General features: G+C 71.9%; 9 protein-coding genes and 1 pseudogene. 9 read left to right on the plus strand and 1 reads right to left on the minus strand.

All coding sequences use genetic code 11. The features are described 5' to 3' along the window. Positions 1–4: 4 nt before the first annotated feature. Positions 5–3,817, plus strand: a complete 3,813-nt coding sequence (locus EDD30_RS20690) for a non-ribosomal peptide synthetase (RefSeq protein ID WP_123678397.1) — start codon at positions 5–7, stop codon at positions 3,815–3,817. 49 nt (positions 3,818–3,866) lie between these two features. Beyond that, entirely contained in the window at positions 3,867–4,619 is a 753-nt protein-coding gene (locus EDD30_RS20695; RefSeq protein ID WP_123678835.1) for a thioesterase II family protein, read from the plus strand. A gap of 65 nt (positions 4,620–4,684) precedes the next feature. On the opposite strand, the gene EDD30_RS20700 is transcribed toward EDD30_RS20695, so the two are convergent. Continuing rightward, a complete protein-coding gene (locus EDD30_RS20700; RefSeq protein WP_123678398.1) occupies positions 4,685–6,202 on the minus strand; it encodes an FAD-dependent monooxygenase in 1,518 nt (505 codons plus the stop codon). A gap of 433 nt (positions 6,203–6,635) precedes the next feature. Between EDD30_RS20700 and EDD30_RS20705 the strand changes: the two genes are divergently transcribed. From EDD30_RS20705 to EDD30_RS20735, 7 genes and pseudogenes are all read left to right on the plus strand, one after another. Continuing rightward, positions 6,636–6,893, plus strand: coding sequence for a phosphopantetheine-binding protein (locus EDD30_RS20705; protein WP_244945338.1), 258 nt, complete (start codon positions 6,636–6,638; stop codon positions 6,891–6,893). Beyond that, on the plus strand, positions 6,890–8,140 hold the full coding sequence (locus EDD30_RS20710; protein WP_123678400.1) for a cytochrome P450: 1,251 nt from the start codon (positions 6,890–6,892) through the stop codon (positions 8,138–8,140). Before EDD30_RS20705 ends, EDD30_RS20710 begins: the two co-directional genes overlap by 4 nt. Then, complete coding sequence (locus tag EDD30_RS20715) at positions 8,137–8,871, plus strand: thioesterase II family protein (protein WP_123678401.1); 735 nt, start codon at positions 8,137–8,139, stop codon at positions 8,869–8,871. Before EDD30_RS20710 ends, EDD30_RS20715 begins: the two co-directional genes overlap by 4 nt. Positions 8,872–8,920: 49 nt before the next feature. Further along, positions 8,921–11,971: a type I polyketide synthase gene (locus tag EDD30_RS20720; protein WP_123678402.1), complete on the plus strand. Its 3,051-nt coding sequence runs from the start codon at positions 8,921–8,923 to the stop codon at positions 11,969–11,971. Continuing rightward, positions 11,962–16,683 (plus strand): type I polyketide synthase, encoded by a 4,722-nt coding sequence (locus tag EDD30_RS20725; protein ID WP_483400374.1) that lies wholly within the window; start codon positions 11,962–11,964, stop codon positions 16,681–16,683. The genes EDD30_RS20720 and EDD30_RS20725 overlap by 10 nt, the downstream gene beginning before the upstream one ends. Next, positions 16,680–23,216, plus strand: a complete 6,537-nt coding sequence (locus tag EDD30_RS20730; protein WP_123678404.1) for a type I polyketide synthase — start codon at positions 16,680–16,682, stop codon at positions 23,214–23,216. Before EDD30_RS20725 ends, EDD30_RS20730 begins: the two co-directional genes overlap by 4 nt. Positions 23,217–23,319: 103 nt before the next feature. After that, positions 23,320–26,334 (plus strand): annotated as a pseudogene (locus EDD30_RS20735) (type I polyketide synthase); the annotation flags it as partial. Positions 26,335–26,446: the final 112 nt, after the last annotated feature.

Genomic DNA, 26,446 nt, shown 5'->3' on the forward strand with positions numbered 1-26,446 from the left:
ACATATGATTCCGCTGTCCTTCGAACAGCGCCGCATGTGGATCCTGCACCAGATGGAGGGCGGGTCGGAGACCTGGAACCTGACCGGGTCGTTCCGGCTGACCGGGCGGCTGGACGAGGCCGCCCTCGTCGCGGCGCTCCGGGATGTGGTCGAGCGGCACGAGATCCTGCGCACCACGTACGTGATGGACGACGCCGGCGAGCTCGGCCAGCGGATCCTGCCGATCGCCGAGGCAGCGCTACGGGTTCCGGTGATCGACGTGGCGCCGGAGGACGTGTCCGCGGTGGCCGAGGAGGCGGTCGGCTACCGGTTCGACCTCGCCACCGAGATCCCGTTCCGGGCAACGCTGTTGCGCTGCTCCCCCGAAGAGCACGTCCTCGTCCTGGCCATCCACCACATCGCGACGGACGGTAGCTCGTCGGCGCCGCTGGCGCGGGATCTCGCCACCGCGTACAGCGCCCGCCGGGACGGCCGGGCACCGGCCTGGGAGCCGCTGCCCGTGCAGTACAAGGACTACACGCTCTGGCAGCGTGAGGTGCTCGGCGACCTGGACGATCCGGACAGTCTGGCCGCGGCCCAGGTCGAGTACTGGCGCGAGGAACTGGCCGGCGTGCCGCAGCCGCTCGACCTGCCGCTCGACCGGCCCCGGCCGGTGGAGGCGAGTTCGCAGGGTGACACGGTCGGCTTCGCGGTGCAGCCGGAGGTCGCGGCCGGGCTGGAGAAGCTGGCCGCGGAGGCCGGCACGACCATGTCGATGGTCACCCAAGCCGCGGTGGCGGTGCTGCTGCGCAAGCTCGGCGCCGGCGACGACCTGACGATCGGCACCCCGATCGCCGGACGTACCGACGAGGCGCTGGCCGACCTGATCGGTCTGTTCTCGAACACGGTCGTGGTGCGGATGGACCTTTCGGGAGAACCTTCCTTCGCCGCCCTGCTCGCCCAGGTGCGCGACAAGGCACTGGCCGCGTACGAGCATCAAGACCTGCCGTTCGAGGTGCTGGTCGAGGCGATCAACCCGGACCGGTCCACGTCGTACCAGCCGCTGTTTCAGGTGATCTCCGCCTGGCAGAACTTCGAGAAGTCGAACCTGGAACTGCCCGGCCTCGGCGTGGAGTTCCGCCAGGCCATTACCTCGACCACCCAGGCCGACCTGTACTTCAGCATGATCACCGACGAGTCGGGGACGCTGCGCGGCGACATTTCCTACGCGACTGAGCTGTTCGACCGGGAGACGGTCAAGGGCATGGCGGCGCGGTTCGAACGCGTTCTGGAGCAGGTGGTCGCCGACCCGAGTATTCGCGTCGGGGACGTCGAGGTGCTGAGCGCGGCGGAGCGGGCGTGGTTGCTCGAGGAGGTGAACGACACCGTCGAGCCGGCGCTGGAGCAGGGCCTGCTGGCAGCGCTGGACCGGCAGGTGCGGTCCGAGCCGGAGGCGCCGGCCGTCATTGACGGGGACGAGTCGCTCACCTATCGGGAGCTGGACGCGCGGTCGAACCGCCTGGCGCACTGGCTGATCGACCGCGGTGTACGGCCGGAGACGCTGGTCGCCGTGTGTCTGCCCCGGTCGGCGGACCTCGTGGTGGCGCTGCTGGCCGTGCTGAAGGCCGGCGGCGCCTATGTTCCGATCGATCCGGATTACCCCCAGTCCCGCATCGACTACGTCCTCGACCACGCGCAGCCGGTGCTGGTGCTCGACGGCGAACTGCTGTCCGCGGTGGACTGCTCGGGATATCCGGATGCGGTGCCGGAGGTAGCCGTGTGGCCGGAGAACGCGGCGTACGTGATCTACACGTCGGGGTCGACCGGCAAGCCCAAGGGGGTATCGGTCTCCCGTGGCGCGCTGGCCAACTACCTCGCCACGACACTGCGGCGGCACCCGTTGTCGCCGGCCGACCGGATGCTGTTCAGCACCACGATCTCCTTCGACATCGCGGGGACCGAGCTGTACCTCCCGCTGATCTCCGGAGCGGCGATGGTGGTGGCGGGCAAGGATGCGGTCACCGATCCGGCGACGCTGGTGCCGCTGATGCGGCGCCATCGGGTCACCGTGGTGCAGGCCACCCCGGCGTTCTGGCAGATGCTGTTGACGAGCCGGCCGGACGCCGCCGAGGGCCTGCGAATCATGGTCGGCGGCGAGGCGCTCCCGGTACGGCTGGCCGAGACGCTGGCCGAGCAGGCGGCCGAGGTGGCCAACTGGTACGGCCCGACCGAGACGACGATCTGGTCGACCATGGCATCGGTGAAGGCTGGGGCGGGCGTGCCCGCGATCGGCGCACCGATCGGGAACACCCAGGTGTACGTGCTCGACGCGCGACTGCGGCCGGTTCCGCGCGGGGTGGCGGGCGAGCTGTACATCGCCGGCGACGGCGTGGCCCGGGGGTACCACCGCCGGCCGGACCTATCCGCGGAGCGCTTCGTGGCGTGCCCGTTCGGCCCCGGCGGGGTGCGGATGTACCGCACCGGCGACCTGGTGCGGTGGGACCGCGACGACCGGCTGGAGTACATCGGGCGGACCGACTTCCAGGTGAAGATCCGGGGCTTCCGGATAGAGCTGGGCGAGATCGAGTACGTGCTCCAGGGACACCCCGGTGTGGCGCAGGCCGTCGTCGTGGTCCGCGACGACCACGGCAGCGATAGACGCATCGTCGGTTACGTGGTGCCCGAGTCCGCTGTCGCGCCGGACGGCGACGCCGCGGCGCTCCTCGCCGAGCTGCCCGAGTATCTGCGTAAGCGGCTCCCGGACTACATGGTGCCGTCCGTGGTGATTCCGCTGCCGGCGATTCCGCTGACGCCGAACGGCAAGCTCGACCGGCGTGCCCTGCCCTCGGGGCACGCGGACACCACGGTCAGACAGGAGCCACGCGACGCCCATGAGGCGAAACTGTGTGCCCTGTTCGGTGAGTTGCTCGGTCGGGAGTCGGTCGGCATCAACGAGAGCTTCTTCCAGCTCGGTGGGCATTCGCTACTGGCCACCCGGCTCAGCGTGCGGATCCGCAAGGAGTTCGGTGTCGACATGCCCCTCCGGACGATCATCAAGTACCCCACGGTGGCGGAGTTGGCCTCGCTGGCCATGATCGGCGGCATTCCGGTGGAGAGCGGCAACCCGTTCGCCGTCGTGCTGCCGTTGAACACCGATCCCGGCACCGGTAAGGAGCCGCTGTGGTTCTTCCACGGCGGCGGCGGACTCGGCTGGACGTACTTCAGCTTCGTGACGCACGTGTCGGACCGGCCCGCCTACGCCCTGCAGTCTCGTGGCTCGGACGGCCGGGAGGAGGTGGCGGGATCGGTTGACGAAATGGTCGACGACTACGTCAGCGAGATGCTGAAGATCCAGCCGGAGGGGCCGTTCCATCTCATAGGCTGGTCCTACGGCGGCACGCTGGTGCAGGCCGTTGCGGCGAAGCTCGACCGGCTCGGTCATCGAGTCGCCCTGGTGGCCGTGCTCGATTCCAGTCCCGGCGGCCACGGTTTCCACGAGACGCGGGCCGACAAGACTCAGGCCGACTACCGGGAAGAGCTGGAAGACTTCTTCGGCCAGTACATCGGCATCGACAGTCAGCAGGACCTCTTGGACAGCATGGCGAGGGTCCTGGCCAACAACGTCTCCCGGATGAGGACCTTCGAGTCGCCGGTCTACCGCGGCGACATGCTCTTCTTCAGCGCCACGCTCAAGGACGACGTGTACGGCCATCTCTGGCGGCCGTACGTTCTCGGCTCCCTCGAGGTGCACGACGTTCACGCCACGCACGACGAAATGAACATGCCCGGGCCGGTGACCGAGATCTTCGAGGTCATCAACCGCAAGCTGGCGGCATGAGCCGTCACGTTGTCACGAACCGTCGCAGGAATGATTGGGGTTGATCGGAGTGACCGGAACTGTCGGGAACGGGGAGCCGACCGCGCTGCTGTGTGTGCCGTTCGCCGGAGCGGGCTCCTCGTTCTTCCACCCGTGGCGCGAGCTGGCCGCCGGCCGGTGGCGAGTGACCTCGGTCGACTTGCCGGGCCGGGAACGCCGGATCCTGGAGGAACCGTTCCGCAACGTCGTCGAGGCGGCCAGGGGCGTGATCGACGACATCGTCGCCGACCTCGGCCCGAGGACGCCGACGGTGCTGTTCGGGCACAGCCTCGGCGCGGTCCTTGCGTACGAGTTGGTGCACCTGCTCACCGCGCGCGGCGTGCCGGTCGAGCGGCTGATCGTCAGCGGCTCGCCCGGCCCCTGGACCCAGCGGGAGCGACGGGCGGCGGGCCTGCCGGACGGGGAGTTCCTCGCCCGGGTCGAGGAGTTCGCAGGTTTTCGTCACGAGGCGCTGGACCACCCGGAGATGCGCGAGCTGATTCTTCCCGCGCTGCAAGCCGACTGCGAGATGCACGAGGCGTACGTGCCGAGCGTCGACGAGCCGGTGTCGGTGCCGGTCTGCTCGCTGCGGGGCGACTCGGACGGGCTGGTGACCGCCGCGGAGGCCCGGCAGTGGCAGACGGCGACCACCGGCGACTTCAGCTATGTGGAGTTCCCGGGCGACCACATGTACCTGGTCGACCAGGGGCGGGAGATCCTGGACATCATCGAGCAGGTGTCTGCCCGCGGTCGCGAGCTCGCGGGGAGCCTCCCGGCGGCGTAGTGCCGGTGTGAAGGGGCCTTGAGGATCGCGATCCTCAAGGCCCCTGTGGCGTACCCGGGCGCTGGTCAGTCCTGTCGGGCGGGGCCGAACCAGGTGGTGAGGGCGGCTCGGACCGCGGAGACGTCGAGCGGGTCGCCGGCGTCCGCCGCCCAGGCGACGTGGCCGTCCGGGCGAATGAGCAGTGCGGCGGGAGCGGGGATCTCGTCGAGGTCCGGGACGATCCAGTAGTCGTCCTCGCCAGCGGCCTCGACGAGGTCGACCCGATCGGCCCAGCCGGCGGCCGCCGCGGCGAGGTCGGCGCTGCCGCGCAGGTCGAGCAGCACGGGACGGGCGGCGTGCAGCAGCTCGTAGACGCGGGTGGCGCCGTCGCTCGTCTTGAGTTCGGCGTCGGGCACCCGGCGGCCGGCCAGCGGATGGTCACCGCCGACCTGATAGCGAACGGTCAGCGCGGTGAGCATGCCGCGCAGCTGCCGGTTGACGTCGTCGAACTCCATGAGCGAGCCGAACACGTCGCGCAGCGCATCCGTCTGGGCGCCGGGGCGGGCGAGCGCCGACTGCGCCCGGGTGTTGTGCAGAACGCGCTCGCCTACCGGGTGACGCTCGCTGTGGTAGGTGTCCAGAAGAGCCTCCGGGGCGCTGCCCGCCACCACCGCGGCGAGCTTCCAGCCGAGGTTGACCGCGTCCTGCATGCCCATGTTCAGGCCTTGCCCACCGGCCGGGAAGTGGATGTGCGCCGCGTCGCCCGCCAGGAGCACCCGGCCCTTGCGGTACTGGGCGGCCTGTCGAGCGGCGTCGCTGAACCGCGAGACCCACCGCGGGCTGTGCATGCCGAAGTCGGTGCCCGCGACCCTCACCAGCGACTCGCGGAGCTGCTCGAACGTGACCGGTTCGTCGCGGTCCGCGACGCGGTCGTACTCGGAGGTGATCACCCGGTACCAGCCCGGCTCGAAGGCGATCGCCGAGTAGTCACCGGTCGGGCTGCGCCGTACCCAGACGTAGTCCTCGGGCAGATCCGGGAGCTCGACGTCGCCGATCAGCGCGGTCATCGTCGCCGGGGTGCCCGGGAAGTCGATGTCCGACAACTTGCGGACGGCGCTGCGTCCGCCGTCGCAGCCGACGAGATAGCGGGCACGCAGCGTGCGAGTCTTCCCCGGCGCCGTGCCCAGCTCGACGGTCACCCCCGAGCCGTCCTGACGCATTCCGGTCACCTCGGACGACCACCGAATCCGTACGCCGAGCTCCACCGCCCATTCCTCGAGCAGCCGCTCGATGTCCGACTGCAGGATCATCAGCGGATAGGGGTACCGGGACTCGGACTCGTCGAACTCCAGATAGAGCCCCGAGAAGTGGCCCACCGGCTGTGGATCCCCGATTGCCAGAAAGCGCCCGAGAATGCCGCGCTGGTCCAGCACCTCCAGGGTGCGCGAGTGCATCCCGCCGGCCCGGGACTCGCCCGTGCGTCCGGCGAGCCGTTCGACCACCAGGACATCGGCACCCGCCAGGCGAAGTTCGCAGGCGAGCATCAGGCCGGTAGGCCCGGCACCCGCGATCACCACGTCCGCATCCACGCCGCTGCTTTCCACGTCGTTCCCTTCATGTCACTGCCTGATGTGGTGGAACCACCGTCACGGTCACGCACCATGGATCACGACACAACCGACGCCGGCGCCGGGACCGGCGAACCGGCCTCCACCTTGTGCTGTCCCGCCGGCGGGACGTTCGTGGGCTAAGGGCGCCCGGCCCGACCCCACTTCGCGGGCCGAACCCCCTTGAAGCGGCCGGAACGGTGTGCGCGAGCGGGAATCGACGCCACACTCGATCCGGCCACCGAGGAATTGTCTCGCCGGGCGGACGGCTTCCTGACCGGCACATTCTTCAAGCCGAATGGCGGCGTTGACGGTGGCGGCCCGCAAGGGGCCGGAAAGGACCCGGACGGGCAATCCCCGCCGGCGGAGCAAGCGGAGGTCAAGAATGGAATCGTCACCGCGGGCGGACCACCAGAATGGTGGCGGCGGCGTGATCACGGAACTGCCGGCCGTGCCGGTGTCGCTGGCGCAGGAGATCGCGGATGTGTGGTCGGAATACCTCGGCGGCAAGGCGGTCGGGGCGAATGACGACTTCTTCGCGGTCGGCGGCAACTCGCTGTCCGGCATCAAAATCATCGACCGGCTGGCGCAGGACTACGGCGTACGGCTGTCCGTGCGCGCCTTCTATCTGGCGCAGACGCCGGCCAAGGTGGCCGAGCTGATCGATCAGGGGAGGGCAGGGGCGTGAGGTTGACGCCGGGCCCCGCCCGCGATATCGACCTGGACACCGTCGACCTGTTCGACCTGGACCTGTACACCTCCGGCGATCCGCACACCGTCTGGGACGTGATGCGGGCGAAGGCGCCCCTGCACCACCAGGTTCTGCCCGACGGCCGGGAGTTCTGGTCGGTGACCCGCTATGAGGATGTCTGCCGGGTCCTCGGCGACCACCGGGAGTTCACCTCCGAGCGCGGCACGGTCGTCACCCACCTCGGCGTGGACGACGTGGCGGCGGGCAAGCTGCTCACCTCGACCGACCCGCCGCGGCACACCCAGGTCCGCCGGGCCATCGGTACCAACCTCACCGCGCGAGCGGTGCGGTCCTGGGAGGACCGGATCCGCCGGGCGATCGTGGGCTTCCTCGAGCCGTTGCTCGACGGCGAGACCTTCGACCTGGCCGAACAGGCCCTGCTGCTCCCCGCGATGGTCACCGGTCCGCTACTGGGGATCCCCGAGCGGGACTGGGCGGAGCTGGTGCAGCTGACCGCGATGGTGACGGCTCCCTCGGACCCGCATTTCCAGCACGGCAGCGAGGCCGCCACACTGGCGATATCGCACCACGAGCTCATCACCTACGTCACCGATTGGGTCCGGCGGCGGCGGGCGACCGGGGACAACGATGGAAGCCTGCTCGACCACCTCCTGACCGCCCGCGCGGGAGACGCGCCGCTGACCGACGAGGAGATCGCCCTCGACGGCTACAGCATTCTCCTCGGCGCCAACGTGACGACGCCGCACACCGTCTCCGGCACGGTGCAGGCGCTCATCGAGCGACCCGAGCAGTTTGCCCGGGCGCAGGCCGACCCGTCGCTGGTGCCGAACCTGGTCGAGGAGGGGCTGCGCTGGACGTCGGCCGCCTGCAACTTCATGCGGTACGCGGTGAACGACACCGACATCGGCGGGGGCACGATCCCGGCCCGCGGCGCGGTCGTCGCGTGGATCGGATCGGCCAACCGGGACGAGTTCCAGTTCCCCGACCCGCACGTGTTCGACATCGCCCGTACCGGCGCGAAGCGCCAGGTCGCATTCGGGTTCGGCGCGCACTTCTGCATCGGCGCCCCGCTGGCCCGGCTGACCCTGCGCATCTTTTTCGAGGAGCTGCTCCAGCGATTCACCGCGATCGAGCTCGCCGGCGAAGTTGAGCATCTGCGGTCGTACTTCATCGCCGGGATGACCCACCTGCCCATCGTCGCCCAGAAGCGACGGACGCCATGACCGCCTCCGTTGCCGCCGCCTCGCCGTGGTTCGTCCGGCCGCCGGGCGCCGACCTCCCGGCCCGGATCTTCTGCTTCCCCTTCTCGGGCTCCGGGGCCTCGGCCTTCAGCGCCTGGCCGGTCGCGCTGGACGACGTCGAGGTCTGCCCGGTGCAGTTCCCCGGCCGCGAGAACCGGCTGGCCCATCCGCACTACGGAACCTACGAGAACCTCGCCGACAGCCTGGTCGAATCGCTGCTGCCGGCGCTCGACAGGCCGTACGCGTTCTTCGGGCACTGCGCCGGTGCGCTGCCCGCGTTCGAGACCGTGCTGCGGCTCGCCGAACGGGGACTGCCCACGCCGGAGTGCCTCTTCGTGTCCGGCCAGCCCGCGCCGCACGACGCGTCCCGCGACCGGATGCTCGCGATGAGCGAGCCGGAACTGCGCCGGGAGGTGGCGGCGTTCCTGCGCGGCCGGGGGCTCGAGCCGCAGCCGGACATGATCGACATGGGTCTCTCGGTGCTGCTCGACGACCACGCCGCCGCGGCGCGGTACCGGAGGGCGGAGCCGGTCACGGTCCCGTGTCCCATCGTCGTCGTGCACTGGCGCGACGACCCCGAGGTCAGCCTCGACGAACTCGCGGGCTGGCGTCAGTACTCCGGCTCGGTCGACTGCCGGGTCATTCCCGGCGGCCACTACGACTTCATGGGCGCGCCGGACGAGCTTCGGAATTTGTTGACCAATTGGCGGTGACGGCGGCGGCAGACCTGGGTCGCATGCCGAGGCACGGGAGGAATCTCACATGGATAGGGCAGAAGCCGATATCGCGGTCGTCGGGATGTCGTGCCGCTTTCCTGGTGTGCACAACTTGACGGAGTTCTGGCGCCTGCTCGTTGACGGCGAGTCGACCGTCGGACAATTCCCCGCGCACCGCGACACCGGTGCGAACGCCTCGCCGCACCCGGACGCCGCCACCGTTCAGACGGGGTCGTTCCTCGAATCCATCGACGGATTCGACGCGGCATTCTTCGGCGTGGGCGCCGCGGAGGCGGCGGCCATGGACCCCACGCAGCGGCTGGGGCTCGAACTTGCCTGGGAGGCCGTCGAGGACGCCCGCCTCCCGGCGGCAGCGCTCGCGGGCCGCGAGATCGATGTCGTGGTCAGCACCGCGCCCTCCGGGTACGACCTGCTGCGCAAGCTCTCCGGCAGCGACCGGGACGACCACTACGCTGCGCTCGGGTCGAGCGGTGCCCTGATCGCGAACCGGATCTCGAGCCTCTTCGACGTTCGCGGCATGAGCTTCTGCGCGGACTCCGGCCAGTCCTCCTCGCTCGTGTCGCTGGCGCTGACGTGCGACCGGATCCGCAGCGGCGCGGTCGACGTGGCGATCGCCGGCGGCGTACACCTGATCACCGATCCGGAGGCGGGCCTCGCCCTGGCCAATCTCGGCGCGCTGTCGCCCGACGGCCGCTGCTTCACCTTCGACGACCGGGCCAACGGCTTCGTCCGGGGCGAGGGCGGGGCGTTCGTCGTCCTGAAGCGACTCGACCTCGCCGTCGCCGACGGTGACCACATCTACGCGGTGGTTCGTGGCTGGGGAGTCAGCAGCGGCGGAGCCTCCAGCCGCATGCCGGACCCGAGCCCCGGCGGACAGGCCGCGGCGACGCTGGCCGCGCTGCGCCGCGGGGGCATTGCCTTCGAAGACGTCGACTACGTCGAGGCCCACGGCACCGGTACCCGGCTGGGCGACCCGGCGGAGATAGCCGGCCTGCGCGAGGTCTTCGAGAAGACCGGCCGCAGCCGCCGGCTGACGATCGGGTCGGTGAAGACCAACGTCGGGCACTTGGAGCCGGCCGCGGGCATCGCCGGCTTCGTGAAGGCGGCGCTCTGCGTGGACCGGGCCCGCCTGGTCCCGAGCCTGAACTTCGATTCGCCGAACACCGCGATCGCCGACTTCCCGCGCGACTTCGAGGTCCTCCGCGTCGCCCGGCCCTGGCCGGGCTCGCCCGGCCGGCCCCGGCGGGCCGGCGTGTCGGCGTTCGGCATGGGCGGCACCACCGCGCACGTGATCCTGGAAGAGGCCCCCGCGCCCCGGGCGGACGAGGCCCTGGCCGCCGCGGAGGTTCCGAGGACGCTGCCGTGGGTGCTCTCGGCACGGTCGGCGCAGGCACTGCAGGCGCAGGCCGCCCGGCTGCGGGAGTTCGTCGCCGCGGACCCGTCGCTCTCGCCGGCCGACGTGGCACACTCCCTGACCTCGACGCGGACCCTGTTCGAGCACCGGGCGGTCGTGCTGAGCGACGGGCGCGCGGCGGCGCTGGACGGCCTCGACCTGATCGCGACGGGGCAGAGTTCGGCGCAGGCGGTGCGCGGGGTGGCTGCCGGGCCGGTGGGCCCGATCGTCTTCGTCTTCCCCGGCCAGGGCTCGCAGTGGCTGGGCATGGGACGGCAGCTCTACGCGGAGTCCGAGGTCTTCGCCCGCGCCATCGACGACTGCGCGCAGGCCTTCGGGCCGTTGCTGGACTGGTCGCTGGTAGACGTGGTGACCGGCGCCGAGTCGGCCGCGTCGCTGGACCGGACGGACGTCGTCCAGCCGGCACTGTTCGCGATGATGGTGTCGCTGGCGCGACTGTGGCGTTCGCTCGGCGTGGTGCCCGACGCCGTGGTGGGGCACTCGCAGGGTGAAATCGCCGCGGCGTACGCAGCGGGCGCGATCTCGCTCGCCGACGCCGCGCGGATTGTCGCGGTGCGCAGCAAGGTACTGGCCGGGCTGTCGGGCAGCGGCGGGATGAGCGCGGTGTCCGCACCCCTGGACTGGGTGCGGGACCGGTTGGCGCGATGGCCGGGGCGGCTGACGGTCGCCGCGCAGAACGGGCCGGCGTCGGTGGTGATCTCCGGGGATGAGCCGGCGCTGGACGAGTTCGCCGCGCTGGCTGCCGGCGAGGGCATCCGGGTCCGGCGCGTCAAGGTCGACCTGGCCGGCCACTCCCACTACCTGGAGCCGCTGCGGGAACCGCTGCTCGCGCAGATCGCGGGCGTCACCTCAAGGGAGTCGGCGGTCAGGTTCTATTCCACGGTTACCGGCGGGCTCTTCGACACTCGCGGGCTCGACAGCGCGCACTGGTACGCCAACATGCGCTCGCCGGTGCGTTTCGCCGAGGTCGTCGAACATCTGATGGCCGAGGCCGGCGCCGTCTTCGTGGAGGTCAGCCCCCGGCCGGTGCTCCAGGTGCCGATGGCGGAGACCGCCGACGCGCTGGCCGCCTCGCCCGTGGTGGTGAGCACGCTCAACCGGGACGACGGCGGGTTGGACAAGGTACTCGCCGGCCTGGCCGAGCTGTCCGTGCGCGGCCTGCCCGTCGACTGGACCGCGACGCTGCGCGGCCTACAGCCGCGCCGGATCACCCTGCCGACCTACCCCTTCCAGCGGAAGCGGTACTGGTTGACCGCGGCCGAGGACGCCGGCACCACGCGCGGTTCCGCGCCGGGCAACGGGCCGGCCTTCACGACGGAATCGTCCGTCCTGCGCCTGGTGTGCGCGGAAACGGCGGCGATGCTGAGCGCGAAGGACGCGGGGGTGACGGAGGTCGCCCTCGAGGCGAGGTCGGCCGACACCTTCAAGGATCTGGGGCTTGACTCGTCGCTGGCGGTGGGGCTGCGCAACCGGCTCGCCGCGGTGACCGGGGTGCGGCTCCCCGCCACTGTCGCGTTCACCTACCCCACCCCGCAGGCGCTCGCGCGACACGTCTTCGCCCTCCTCGAGCCGCCGGAGCCCGATGCCCCGGTCGAGGCGCCGAGCCTCGGTGACCGCGCCGACGACGAGTTGTACGCGCTGATCGACCGCGGATACGTGTAGCCACATTCGTTCTTGTTCGTCACAGTTATGGGGGAGACCTGGTGGAGGATCTCGACAAGCTCCGGTCCTACTTGCGCCGTGCCGTAAGCGACGCGCAGGGCCTGCGCGACCGGGTTCGGGAGTTGGAGGAGTCCGCTCGCGAACCCATCGCGATCGTGGGCGTGGGATGCCGCTTCCCGGGCGGCGTCGCCTCCCCCGAAGACCTGTGGGGCATCGTGTCCGGCGGCGTGGACGCCATGAGCGACCTCCCGCTGGACCGCGGGTGGGACCTGGCGGCGCATTCCGGCCCGGAGCGCGGTCCGGCCGCGACGACCTACCCGCGCTCCGGCGGCTTCCTGCCCGACCTCGCCGACTTCGACGCGCCGTTCTTCGGAATCAGCCCGCGCGAGGCGCGGGCGATGGACCCGCAGCAGCGGTTGATGCTGGAGACCTCGTGGGAGGCGCTGGAACGGGCCGGCATCGACCCGGCCGGGCTGCGTGGCACGAACACCGGCGTCTTCACCGGCCTCTACGCCGTCGACTACGGCCCGCGGATGGGTGGCGGCGCGGCCGCCGAGGTCGAGGGATACGCCCTCACCGGCACCTACACCAGCGTGGCCTCCGGCCGGGTGGCGTACGTGCTCGGCCTGGAGGGTCCGGCGGTGTCGATCGACACGGCGTGCTCGTCGTCGCTCGCCGCCATCCACCAGGCCGTGCGGTCCCTGCGCGCGGGCGAGTGCACCCTGGCCCTGGCCGGCGGGGTGTCCGCGATGCCGACGCCGGGTGTGCTCGTCGAACTCGGCCGCCAGCGGGGTCTGTCGGTGGACGGGCGTTGTAAGGCGTTCGCGGATGCGGCGGACGGTACGGGGTTTTCGGAGGGTGCTGGGGTTCTGGTTCTTGAGCGGTTGTCGGATGCGCGGCGTCATGGTCGGCGGGTTTGGGCGGTGTTGCGGGGTTCGGCGGTTAATCAGGATGGGGCGTCGAATGGTTTGACCGCCCCTAGCGGGCTGGCGCAGCAGCGGGTGATTCGGGCGGCGTTGGCGGATGCGGGGTTGCGGGCCGCTGATGTGGATGTGGTGGAGGCGCATGGGACGGGGACCCGGTTGGGTGATCCGATCGAGGCGCAGGCGTTGCTGGCCACGTATGGGCAGGGTCGAGAGTCCGGGGCTCCGTTGTGGTTGGGGTCGTTGAAGTCGAATATCGGTCATACGCAGGCGGCGGCGGGTGTCGCTGGTGTGATCAAGATGGTGATGGCGTTGCGGCACGGGGTGTTGCCGCGGACGTTGCATGTGGATCGGCCGTCGTCGCATGTGGATTGGTCGGCGGGGTCGGTGGAGTTGCTGACCGAGGCGCGGGCGTGGGCGGGTGTTGGGGGTCGGCCGCGGCGTGCCGGTGTGTCGGCCTTCGGGATCAGTGGGACGAATGCGCATGTGATCGTGGAGGAGGCGCCGGGCGAGGAGCCGGTTGCTGTGGCTGGTCAGGCGGTGGCCGGTGGTGTGGTGCCGTGGGTGTTGTCGGCGCGTTCGGGGTCGGCGTTGCGGGCGCAGGCGGTGCGGCTGCGTGACTATGTTGCTGGTTCGCCGGTGGCCGACGTCGCCGACATCGGGCATTCGCTGGTGTCGACGCGCACGCAGTTCGAGCACCGCGCCGTCATCCTGGGTGCCGACCGCGCTGGCCTGCTCGCCGGGCTCACCGCGGCCGCCGCGGCCGACGAGAGCGGCCCGTCCACGACGGTGACCGGAACCGCGACGCCGGGCGGCCGGATCGCGTTCGTCTTCCCGGGCCAGGGCTCGCAATGGGTGGGCATGGGGCGCGAGCTGTGCGCCGCTTCTCCCGCCTTCGCCCGGCGCATGCGCGAGTGCGCCGACGCGCTGGCGCCGTACGTCGAATGGTCGCTCTTCGACGTCCTCGGCGACGCCGAGGCGTTGGAGCGGGTGGACGTCGTGCAGCCGGTGCTCTGGGCCGTGATGGTGTCGCTGGCCGAGGCGTGGCGCTCGTACGGGGTCGAGCCCGCGGCCGTGGTCGGCCACTCGCAGGGCGAAATCGCCGCCGCCTGCGTCGCCGGCGCGCTGAGCCTGCAGGACGGGGCGAGGGTGGTCGCGCTGCGGTCGAAGGCGGTCCTGGCGCTGTCGGGCCGCGGGGGAATGGTGTCGGTCGCCCTGCCGGCGGACGAGGTGCGGACGCGCCTGACGCCGGGGCTGGCGATCGCCGCTGTCAACGGGCCCGCGTCGGTGGTGGTTGCCGGCGACGGTGCCGCCCTGGAAGCGCTGCTGGCCGCGTGCGAGGCCGATGGGGTGCGGGCCCGCCGCGTTCCGGTGGACTACGCCTCGCACTCCGCGCACGTGGAGGACATCCGCGACGAGCTGGCCCGGGTGCTGGCGGGACTCACCCCGCGACCGTCCGCGATCCCGTTCTTCTCGACCGTCACGGCCGACTGGCTGGACACCACCCGACTGGACGCCGACTACTGGTATGCCAACCTGCGGCACACGGTCCGCTTCGACGAGGCGACCCGCGCCCTCGCCGGGGACGGCTTCCGCTTCTTCGTCGAGGCGTCCGCCCACCCGGTCCTGACGCTCGGCATGGAACAGACCCTGGACGGCGTGGACGCCACCGCCACGGTCGTCGGCACGCTGCGCCGCGACGAAGGCGGGCTCGAGCGCCTGCTCCGGTCGGTGGCCGAGGCCTTCGTGGCGGGCCTGCCGGTCTCCTGGAGCACGGCGTTCCCCGGCCGGGACGGCCGGTGGGTCGAGCTGCCGACCTACGCCTTCCAGCGGCAGCGCTACTGGCTGGACACGCCGTACGACACCGCCGCCGCGCCCGTGCCGGACCACCAGCCCACCCTGCTGTTCCAGGTGGACTGGGTGCCCGGCCCCGTTCCCGCCGAGCCCTCGGCCGGGCGCCACGTGGTGCTGGAGCCGTCAGAGGCGACCCTCGCCGGCTTCGGGAGACTCGCCGCCTCCGGTACCGGTGTGCCGCCCGTCGTCATCATCCCGGTCGGCCGCATGGTCGACGCGGCCGCCGACACTCCGGCCGCCGTCGAACACCATCTCCACCGGGTGCTCCGGTGGACCCGGGACTGGCTCGCCGACGACCGGTGTGCTGAGTCCCGGCTGGTCGTCGTGACGCGCGACGCCTTCCCCGGCGACCCGGACGTGCGCCCCGACCTCGTCGCGGCCGCCATCTGGGGATTCATGCGCAGCGTGCAGACCGAGAACCCGGGCCGGATCACGCTCGTGGACACCGACGACGAGGCCGCCTCGTGGGCCTGCGTCCCGTCCGCGGCCGAGACCGGCGAGGCACAGATCCGGATCCGGTCCGGCCTCGTGAGCACGCCGCGCCTGGTCCCCGCGGACGCGCCGTCCGAAACGCACGGTCCCGCCCTCGGGCACGGGACCGTGCTGATCACCGGAGGCACCAGCGGGCTCGGTGCGATGCTGGCCCGGCACCTGGTCCGGCGGCACGGAGTGAGCCGGCTGCTGCTGACCAGCCGCCGGGGGCCGGGTGCGCCCGCCGCGGCCGGCCTGCGGGAGGAGCTGACCCGGGCGGGGGCACAGATCGAGGTGGTGGCCTGCGACATCACCGACCGCGAGTCCGTCGCCGGGCTGATCGCGGCGGTGCCGCCCGAGCACCCGCTGCGGGCGGTGGTCCACTGCGCGGGCGTCCTGGACGATGGTGTCGTCGAGGCGCTGACCGAGGAGCGGGTCGATGCGGTACTGGCGCCGAAGGTGCGCGGTGCCTGGCATCTGCACGAGCTGACCAAGCATCTGGACCTGTCCGCGTTCGTGCTCTTCTCGTCGGTCGCCGGCGTGCTTGGTACGGCCGGGCAGGCCAACTACGCGGCGGCCAACGCCTTCCTCAACGGCCTGGCGCAGTCCCGCCGGGCCGAGGGGCTGCCCGCCCACTCGCTGTGCTGGGGGTTCTGGGCGCAGCGCAGCGAGCTGGTCGCCGGCCTCGGCGACGCGGACGTGAACCGCCTGCGCCGGCAGGGCGTACTCCCGCTGGCCTCGAGCGAGGGGCTCGCGCTCTTCGACGCGGCACTCGGCCGCGACCAGGCTGTGCTGGTGCCCGCGCGCCTGCAGCTGCCGGGTCCCGGCACACCCGGCGCCGGCCGGCTGACCTCGCCGCTGCTGCGCGGCCTGCTCGCCACGCCTGCCGGGGACGCCGGCCCGGCGACCCAGGAATCTCCCGAGGCAGGACTAACGCCGCGACTCAGGTCGCTGCCGCCGGCCGAGGCGGAGGCGGCGTTGCTGGCCGCCGTCCGGACGCAGACAGCGATCGTCCTGGGCCACCCCGACGCCAGCACGACCGGCGCCGGCGCGACCTTCAAGGAACTGGGCATCGACTCGCTCACCGCGCTGGAGCTGCGGAACAAGCTGTCGGCGATCCTCGGCCGGAAGCTGCCCGCCACGATGGTCTTCGACCATCCGAACCCACGGGCGCTGACGAAGTTCCTGCTTACCCAGATCACCCCGGACGCCGGCGCCGGATCCGCGCTCGACCGGCTGACGAAGGAGATCGCGGCACTGGGCAGCCGGCTCGACGACGCCTGTCGCGAGCTTGCGCCCGAGGAGCAGGCGACCATCTCCGCCCTGCTGGGTGAGCTGCGCGGACGGGTCGCCGCGACGGCCGCCGCGACACCGCCGGCCGGCATCGTCGATCGGATCAGTTCGGCCTCGGCGGGAGAGCTCCTCTCGCTGCTGGACCAAGAGCTCGCAAGGGAAGAACGATGACCAACGACAACAACGCCGATGTCCTGGACTATCTCAAGCGCACATCGATCGAGCTGATGGAGACCCGCAAGCGGCTGCGCGAGCTCACCGAGGCCGCCGGCGAGCCGATCGCGGTGGTGGGCGTCGCCTGCCGGTACCCGGGCGGCGCGGTGACGCCGGAGGCGCTCTGGGAACTGGTGCACGCGGGCGCGGACGTCATGTCCGACTTCCCGACCGACCGCAACTGGGATCTGGAAAGCCTGTACGACCCGGATCCCGACCGGCCAGGCACCTGCTATACGCGCACGGGCGGCTTCCTGCCCGACGCGGGCGACTTCGACGCCGAGTTCTTCGGCATCAACCCGCGCGAGGCGCTCGCCGCCGACCCCCAGCAGCGGTTGCTCCTGGAGATCTCGTGGGAGTCCCTGGAACGCGCCGGCATCGACCCGCGCAGCCTGCGCGGTAGCCGCACCGGCGTCTTCGCCGGCCTCGCCTACTTCGGGTACGGCAACCACTTCGCCACCCCCGAGGTCATCTCGGGGTACGCGCAGATCGGTTCCCTGGCCAGCATCGCCTCGGGCCGGGTCTCGTACGCGCTGGGCCTGGAGGGTCCGGCGGTGTCGACCGACACGGCGTGCTCGTCGTCGCTGGTGACGGTGCACCAGGCGATGCGCTCGCTGCGGCAGGGCGAATGCGATCTGGCCCTGGCCGGCGGCGTCACGGTCACGGCGACGCCGCAGGTGTACCGGGAGTTCGCACGCCAGCGGGGTCTGTCGGTGGACGGGCGTTGTAAGGCGTTCGCGGATGCGGCGGACGGTACGGGGTTTTCGGAGGGTGCTGGGGTTCTGGTTCTTGAGCGGTTGTCGGATGCGCGGCGTCATGGTCGGCGGGTTTGGGCGGTGTTGCGGGGTTCGGCGGTTAATCAGGATGGGGCGTCGAATGGTTTGACCGCCCCTAGCGGGCTGGCGCAGCAGCGGGTGATTCGGGCGGCGTTGGCGGATGCGGGGTTGCGGGCCGCTGATGTGGATGTGGTGGAGGCGCATGGGACGGGGACCCGGTTGGGTGATCCGATCGAGGCGCAGGCGTTGCTGGCCACGTATGGGCAGGGTCGAGAGTCCGGGGCTCCGTTGTGGTTGGGGTCGTTGAAGTCGAATATCGGTCATACGCAGGCGGCGGCGGGTGTCGCTGGTGTGATCAAGATGGTGATGGCGTTGCGGCACGGGGTGTTGCCGCGGACGTTGCATGTGGATCGGCCGTCGTCGCATGTGGATTGGTCGGCGGGGTCGGTGGAGTTGCTGACCGAGGCGCGGGCGTGGGCGGGTGTTGGGGGTCGGCCGCGGCGTGCCGGTGTGTCGGCCTTCGGGGCCAGTGGGACGAATGCGCATGTGATCGTGGAGGAGGCGCCGGGCGAGGAGCCGGTTGCTGTGGCTGGTCAGGCGGTGGCCGGTGGTGTGGTGCCGTGGGTGTTGTCGGCGCGTTCGGGGTCGGCGTTGCGGGCGCAGGCGGTGCGGCTGCGTGACTATGTTGCTGGTTCGCCGGTGGCCGACGTCGCCGACATCGGGCATTCGCTGGTGTCGACGCGCACGCAGTTCGAGCACCGCGCCGCCGTCCTCGGCCGCAGCCGGGACGAGCTGCTGAGCGGCCTGGCCTCGCTGATCGACGGCGTGGAGACCGCCGGCGTCGTGCGCGGCACCGTCGAGGAGCCCGGCGGCGTGGCATACCTCTTCCCCGGCCAGGGGTCGCGATGGGCCGGGGTGGCGCGGGAGCTGTGCGCGGCCTATCCGGACTTTGCGCGGGACCTGGACGAGATCTGCACCCGATTCGACGCGCACCTGCCCTTCGCCCTCAAGCCCCTGCTGCTCGCCGAGGAGCCCGCCGATCTCGATCGGACGGACATCGCGCAGCCGGCCCTGTTCGCCTTGCAGGTCGGCCTGTACAAGCTGATCACGCGGTACGGTCCGCGACCCAGCTACCTGATCGGCCACTCGGTCGGCGAGATCGCCGCCGCGCACGTGTCCGGCGTCCTTGACCTGGACGACGCCACCCGGCTGGTGGCCGCCCGGGGGCGGATCATGCAGACGGTCCGCGAGCGCGGCGCCATGCTGGCGGTGCGCGCCGGCGAGGACAAGGTCGGCGCGCTGCTCGACCGGCATGACCGCGTCGGCGTCGCAGCCGTCAACGGCCCGGACTCGGTGGTGGTTGCGGGCCCCCGCGACCAGGTCCACGACCTGCGGGACCGGCTCGTCACCGACGGCCTGTCGACAAAGCTGCTCGACGTCGGCCACGCGTTCCACTCGTCGCTCATGGACCCGATCCTGGAGGAGTTCGCCGACGCGCTGCACGAGCTTGCCCCGGGCACGATGGCGATCCCGATCGTCTCCACCCGGCTCGGCCGGGAGGCCACGCTCGCGGAGCTGACCTCCGTCGAGCACTGGGTGAACCACGTGCGCGAGCCCGTGCGCTTCTTCGACGCGGTGGAGTGCGCCCGCGCCGCCGGCGCTGTGGTCTTCTTCGAGGTGGGCCCGGGATCGACGCTGGCGAGCATCACCAAGGACGCCTTCGCTGGCGCCGGCGTGACCGACGCGCTGGTGTTGTCAGCGGCGCGCCGGGGTCGCCCGGCGGCTGAGGCGCTGACCGACGCGCTGGCGCGGCTGCACGTGCACGGCGGGCTCGTGGACTGGGAGGCGTACTTCGGGCCGCGCCGGCGGGTGGACCTGCCGACGTACGCGTTCCAGCGTCAGCGGTACTGGCTGGACTTCCTGGCCGGGACGGGGCCGGCGGACGTGGCGACGGCGGGCCTGGCGGCGCCGGACCACCCGCTGCTCGGCGCCGTGGTCGAGCACCCCGGCAGCGACGAGGTGATGTTCTGCGCCCGCTGGTCCGTGCGCAGCCACGAGTGGCTCGCCGACCACATGGTGTACGGCAGGGTCGTCGTCCCGGCGACGGCGTACCTGGACCTGGCGCTGTGGGTCGGCGACCGGCTCCGGTGCGCCGCGGTCGAGGAGCTCTCCCTGGAGGTTCCGCTGATCCTTCCCGAGGCGGCGGACGTGCAGGTGCGCATCGTCGCCGGCGCGCCCGACGAGACCGGACGCCGCGCCCTGACGGTGTACTCGCGTCACGGCGACGACACGGCGGCGGGCTGGACCCGCCACGCGATCGGGCGCCTGGCGCCGGCCGCCCCGCCGCCGGCCACCGGTTTCGCCGCGCAGTGGCCGCCGGTCGGGGCGACGCCGCTGCCGCTGCACGGCCTGTACGACTCCCTCGCGGAGGGCGGGTTCGATTACGGTCCGGCCTTCCGCGGGCTCCGCGAGGTGTGGCAGGACGGTGCCGAGCTGTTCGCCGGCGCCACGCTGCCGGACGTCGCGTCGACCTCGACCGGCGGCGGATTCGGGCTGCACCCGGCGTTGCTGGACACCGTGCTGCACGCGCTGGTGGCCGGCCGCGCCATCGAGGTGCAAGGCGAGCAGGGCTGGATGCCGTTCGCCTGGTCCGGGGTGCGGCTCGCCGAGGCCTGCGGGCCGACCGTCCGGGTCCGGCTCACCCCGGTCGCCGAAGGGGTCTTCTCGGTGGTCATCGCCGATGAGCTCGGCCGCGAGGTGGCCTCCGTCGATGCGCTGACGTTCCGGCCGGTCAACGCCGAGCAGGTGCGCTTGGTTCCCGGCGGCCCCGAGCAGTCGTTGTTCGAGCTGCGGTGGCGCCCGGCCCAGCCGGGCGAGCGGGAACCCTACCGCGGACGGTGGGCAATCCTGGGCGCCCGCGACGGCCTGGCCGCCCGGCTGCGCGAGGCCGGCGGCGAAGACGTCGCCGTGCACGAGTCCGTCGAGGCGGCCCTCGAGACCGGCGCCCCCGAGCACCTCGTAGTCTGCGTGGACGACCTCGCGGGCGGCACCGATCTGCCGGCGCGGGTGGCCGGCGCGAACAAGAGCGTGCACGCCGTGATCCGGCGCCTGCTCACTGAGGAGCGGCTGGCCGGTTCCACGCTGGTGGCGCTCACCCGGCGGGCCGTCGACACCGACGTCGCAGAGGGCGTCGACAGCCTGCCCGGCGCGTCGGTGTGGGGCCTGATCCGGTCCGCCCAGACGGAGCACCCGGGCCGGTTCCGGATCGTGGACATCGACGACGACGCGGCGTCCTGGGCCTGCTTCCCGGCCGTGCTTGCCGGCGGCGAGGAGCAGCTGGCGCTGCGCGGCGGCGGGCACCTCGTGCCCCGCCTGGCGCCGGCAACACCCGCGGACCACCAGCTCGAGTCGCCGCCGCAGGGTGCGCACCGGCTGGGTGTCTCGAACGCGGGAACGCTGGAGAACCTGACCTGGCAACCGTGCCCCGAGGTGCTGGCACCCCTGAACAGCGGCGAGGTCCGGATCGCCGTGCAGGCCGCCGGCCTGAACTTCCGGGACGTCACCATCGCCCTAGGGCTGGTGGAGCGGACCGCCTTCGACGCCGGGCTCGGCAGCGAGGGCGCCGGGGTCGTGCTGGAAGTGGCCGACGACGTGACCGGTTTCGCGCCGGGCGACCGGGTGCTGGGGATCTTCCCCGGGGCGTTCGGCCGGGTGGCCGTGGCGGATCACCGCCTGCTCACCGCCGTCCCCGACGGATGGACCTTCGCCGAGGCGGCATCGGTGCCCAGCGTCTTCCTCACCGCCTACTACGCGCTCTTCCACGTCACCAAGCTCGCCAAGGGGCAGCGCATCCTTATCCACGCCGGCGCCGGCGGCGTCGGCATGGCCGCGGTTCAGTTGGCCCGGCACGTCGGCGCGGAGGTCTATGCCACCGCGAGCCCGGCCAAGTGGCCCACGCTGCGCGGCCTGGGACTCGACGACAAGCACCTGGCCTCGTCGCGCGATCTCCACTTCGCGCAGAAGTTCGCGGACGCGACGGACGGCCGGGGGATGGACGTCGTCCTGAACTCCCTCGCCCACGACTTCGTCGACGCCTCGCTGCGGCTGCTTCCCCGGGGCGGCAACTTCATCGAGATGGGCAAGACCGACATCCGGGATCCCCGCCAGGTGGCGGCCGCGCAGCCCGGCGTCGACTACGCGGCCTTCGACCTCTACGAGGCGGGCCCGGACGCGATCCGGGACATGTTCGTCGAGGTCATGAAGCTCTTCGCCGACGGTCGGGTACGGCTGAACCCGGTCGCCGTGCGCGACGTCCGCGACGCGCGCAGGACGTTCCGCGAGATGAGCCAGGGCCGTCACGTCGGCAAGCTCGTCCTCGAGGTCGGCGACGGCCTCGGCGGCGGCACCGTGCTGGTCACCGGCGGCACTGGGGGAGTGGGCTCCCTCGTGGCGCGGCACCTCGTCGCCGAACACGGCGTGCGCAGCCTGCTGCTGTCGAGCCGCCGGGGCCCGGCGGCCGACGGGGCGGCCGAGCTCGTCGCGGACCTGGAAGGCGCGGGTGCGCAGGTCCGGATAGTGGCGTGCGACGTCGCCGACCGGGACGCCGTGGCGGACCTGCTGACCGGCCTGCCCGGCCGGTACCCGCTGACGGCGGTCGTGCACGCGGCGGGCGTGCTGGCGGACGGCACCGTCGAGTCGCTGACCGGCGAGAGCTTCGACCGGGTGCTGCGCGCCAAGGTCGACGGTGCGGTGCACCTGCACGAGTTGACTAAGGACCGGGCCCTGTCGGCGTTCGTCCAGTTCTCCGCCCTGGCGGGCACGCTGGGCACCGCGGGGCAGGCCAACTACGCCGCGGCCAACGGCTTCCTGGACGGCCTGGCGGCGTCCCGCCGGGCTGCCGGCCTGGTCGCCACCTCGCTGTGTTGGGGCTGGTGGGAGCAGAGCAGCGGCATGACCGAAAACCTGGACCAGGCGGACCTCTCCCGGCTGCGGCGGATGGGCGTCGCCCCGCTGCCGACGCCCCGGGCGCTGGCCCTCTTCGACGAGGCCCGCACGCTCGGCAAGCCGGTGCTCGTCCCGGCGCGGATCGACACGGTCGCGCTGCGCGGCAGGCCCGCCGGCGAAGTGCCGCTGCTGCTGCGCGAGCTCGTCGGCGCCGGCCGGCCGGCGCGCAACGGCGCCCGTGCGGCTCAGGACGGCGGCGCACCCGGGCTGCTCGACCGGCTGGCCGGCCTGGCCGCGGACGAGGCGCAAGCGGCCGTGCGGGACTGGGTCTGCGAGCAGGTCGCCGTCGTGCTCGGGTATCCGGCCGGCGCTGTCATCGACGCCGATCAAGCGTTCACCGTGCTCGGCTTCGACTCCCTCACCTCGGTCGAGCTGTGCAACCGCCTGTCGGCCGCGACCGGGCTGCGCTTGGCTTCGACCCTCGTCTTCAGCTACCCGACCCCGGACGAGTTGGGCCGGCACATCCACGACCTGCTGCGCCCGGCCCCGGAACCCGGCACGGCCGAGGACGTGGCGATCCGTGAGGTGCTGCGGACGGTCTCGATCGACCGCCTGCGCAGCGCGGGCGTTCTCGAACGCATCCTGGCCTGCGCCGAGCCGGACCGGCCGGAGGCTGGCGGAGAGGCCGCGGCCGACACCGATCTGGAGGAATTGGCCGACATGGACCTGGAGGCGCTCCTCGAGCTGGCTCTGGACGAGAGGGGCAACTGACATGAGCGACACCACGGACCGCGGCGCCGCCGGCGGGGACCGCGTCCAGCGGGCACTTCGCGCGCTGCTGGAGGAGCGCGACCGCCTCCGGCAGGAGAACGACGCGCTCAAGGCCGGCCGCGCCGAGCCGATCGCGGTGGTGGCGATGGCCTGCCGCTATCCGGGCGGCGTGTCGTCGCCCGAGGAACTGTGGGAGGTGATCCGCGACGGCCGGGACGTCGTGGCCGAGTTCCCCGAGGACCGCGGCTGGCACGACATCTATCACCCGGACCCCGACACCGCCGGCAGCTCGTACGTGCGCCATGGCGGGTTCCTCACCGACGTGGCCGGCTTCGACGCCGAATTCTTCGGTATCAGCCCGCGCGAGGCGCTGGCCGTCGATCCGCAGCAGCGCCTGCTGCTGGAGACGTCTTGGGAGGCGTTCGAGCGGGCGGGCATCGTGCCCGGCGAGGTACGCGGGGCCGAGGTCGGCGTCTTTACCGGGGTGAGCTCGTCCGAGTACGGGTCACGCTTCCTGGAGGCCCCGAAGGGCGACCTGGAGGGCTACCTGCTGCAGGGCAGCACGCTGAGCGTCGCCTCCGGACGGGTGGCGTACGAGCTCGGTCTGACCGGCCCGGCGGTGTCGGTCGACACGGCGTGCTCGTCGTCGCTGGTGGCGCTGCACCTGGCGGCGCAGTCGCTGCGCGCGGGGGAGTGCTCGCTTGCGCTGGCCGGTGGGGCGCTGGTGATGTCGACGCCCGAGATCTTCGTGGAGTTCTCCCGGCAGCGCGGGCTGGCAGCCGACGGCCGGTGCAAGTCCTTCGCGGACGGGGCCGACGGGACGGGCTGGGCCGAGGGGGTGGGCGTGCTGCTGCTGGAGCGGCTCTCCGACGCCCGCCGCAACGGCCACCCGGTGCTGGCCGTGCTGCGCGGTTCCGCGGTGAATCAGGACGGGGCCAGCAACGGGTTGACCGCTCCCAACGGACGCGCACAGGAGAAGGTGATCCGGAAGGCCCTGGCCAGTGCGGGAGTGCCCGCGGCCGAGGTGGACCTGCTGGAAGCCCACGGGACCGGAACCGTGCTGGGCGACCCCATCGAGGCCGGCGCGCTGCTCGCCACGTACGGGCGGGATCGGTCGGCAGACCGGCCGCTCTGGCTCGGTTCGCTGAAGTCCAACATCGGCCACGCTCAGGCCGCGGCCGGCGTTGCCGGTGTCATCAAGGCCGTGCTGGCCATGCGCCACCGGCACCTGCCGAAGACGCTGCACGTCGGTGCGCCCTCGGGGCACGTGGACTGGTCGTCCGGCGCGGTGGAACTGCTCGTCGAGGGGCGTGAGTGGAGCCGGGCGGACGGGCCGCGGCGGGCCGCGGTGTCGTCGTTCGGCGTCAGCGGCACCAACGCCCACGTGATCCTGGAGGAGGCTCCGGACCCGGAGCCGGGCACCCATGACGCGGACGTCGGCGTACTTGGCGGACTGGTGCCGTGGGTGGTGTCGGGCAAGAGCGAGGCCGCCCTGGCGCAGCAGGCCGGCAGGCTGCACGACTTCGTCGCCGCCGATCCGGGCGCGGACATTGCCGGCATCGCCTCGTCGCTGGTCGCCCACCGCACGCGGTTCGACCACCGAGCGGTGGCGCTGGGCCGCGACCGGGACGAGTTGCTGGGAGCCTTGGCGGCGCTGCGCGACGGTGCGGACTTTCCCGGTGCGGTCCGCGGCGTCGCCGGGAACCCAGGTGGTGTCGTCTTCGTGTTCCCCGGTCAGGGCTCGCAGTGGGTCGGCATGGGTCGGCAGATGTACGAGGCCTTCCCGGCGTTCGCGCAGGCCTTCGACGAGTGCGCGGCGGCGATGGCCGAGTGGGTGGACTGGTCGTTGCTGGACGTCCTGCGGGGCGTCGCCGGGGCGCCCACGTTGGACCGGGTGGACGTGGTGCAGCCGGCGCTCTTCTCCGTGATGGTCGCCATGGCCGCGCTGTGGCGGTCGCTGGGCGTCGAACCGGCGGCGGTGGTCGGGCACAGTCAAGGCGAGATAGCGGCGGCCCATGTCTGCGGCGCTCTGTCGCTGCGGGACGCCACCAAGATCGTGGCGCTCCGCAGCCAGGCGCTGGTGGCCCTGATCGGCCACGGCGGGATGGGCTCGGTCGCGGCTCCCGCGGATGTCGTGGCACAGCGGCTGGCCCCGTGGCGGGACAGGGTGAGCGTAGCGGTCGTCAACGGCCCCCGCTCGGTGGTGGTGTCCGGCGAGCCGGCCGCGCTCGACGAATTCATCGCTGCGATGAAGGCCGACGAATTTCAGGCACGAAGAATCTCTGTCGACTACGCCTCCCATTCCCATCAGGTGACCCGGGTGCGCGACGAGGTGGTCGGTGCACTCGCCGATGTCGCGCCGGTCACCTCGCGGACCACGCTCTACTCGACGCTGTACGGCGACCGGATTGACACCGCGGAAATGAACGCGAAGTACTGGTACGACAACTTGCGCGAGGAGGTGCTCTTCGAACCCGCGGTCCGGCGTTCGGTCGAGGACGGGTTCCGCGTCTTCATCGAAATGAGCCCGCATCCGGTGCTGACCGTTCCGGTGCTGGAGATCGTGGAGGACCGCGACGACGCCCTGGTCCTGTCCTCGACCCGTCGCGACCGGGGGGAAGTCGAGGCCCTGGCCGGTTCCCTCGCCCAGCTGTACGTGCGGGGCGGGTCGGTGGACTGGACCGCCCTCTTCTCATCGAGTCGCCGGGTGGACCTTCCGACGTACGCGTTCCAGCGGCGGCGGTACTGGGTGAACTCCACCCGCCACGCGGCCGTGCCGGACGTGCCGACGGCGGAGCCTCCCGCGGACGACGAGCCCCAGGCTCCCCTCCGCGACCGGATCGGCACCCTCCCCGAGGAAGATGCGACAGCGCTCGTCCTGGCGCACGTGCTCGACAAGGTCGCCGTCGTCCTGGGGCAGCCCTCCGGCGCGGCCATCAATCCGGATCAGAGGTTCAAGGAAATCGGGTTCGACTCGATGCTCTCCATGGAGCTCAGTAAACGCCTCACCACGTCTACCGGGCTCAAACTCAGGCCCAACCTGGCGCTGCGGCACCCGTCGCCGCGAATGGTCGCCGGACATATCGTCTCCTCCATAAGCGCCCGCGATTCGCAATAGAATTCGCGGATTCTGGGTTCATTCAGCGCCGGCGGCTCGTCCCGCCGGCGGGACGAGTGTAGGTTCGCCGCGAGCTTTTAACCGCTCGCTCGCAAGATGCCTTGTATAGCCG

This window comes from Couchioplanes caeruleus, from assembly GCF_003751945.1.
In the GTDB taxonomy this organism is placed as follows: domain Bacteria; phylum Actinomycetota; class Actinomycetes; order Mycobacteriales; family Micromonosporaceae; genus Actinoplanes; species Actinoplanes caeruleus.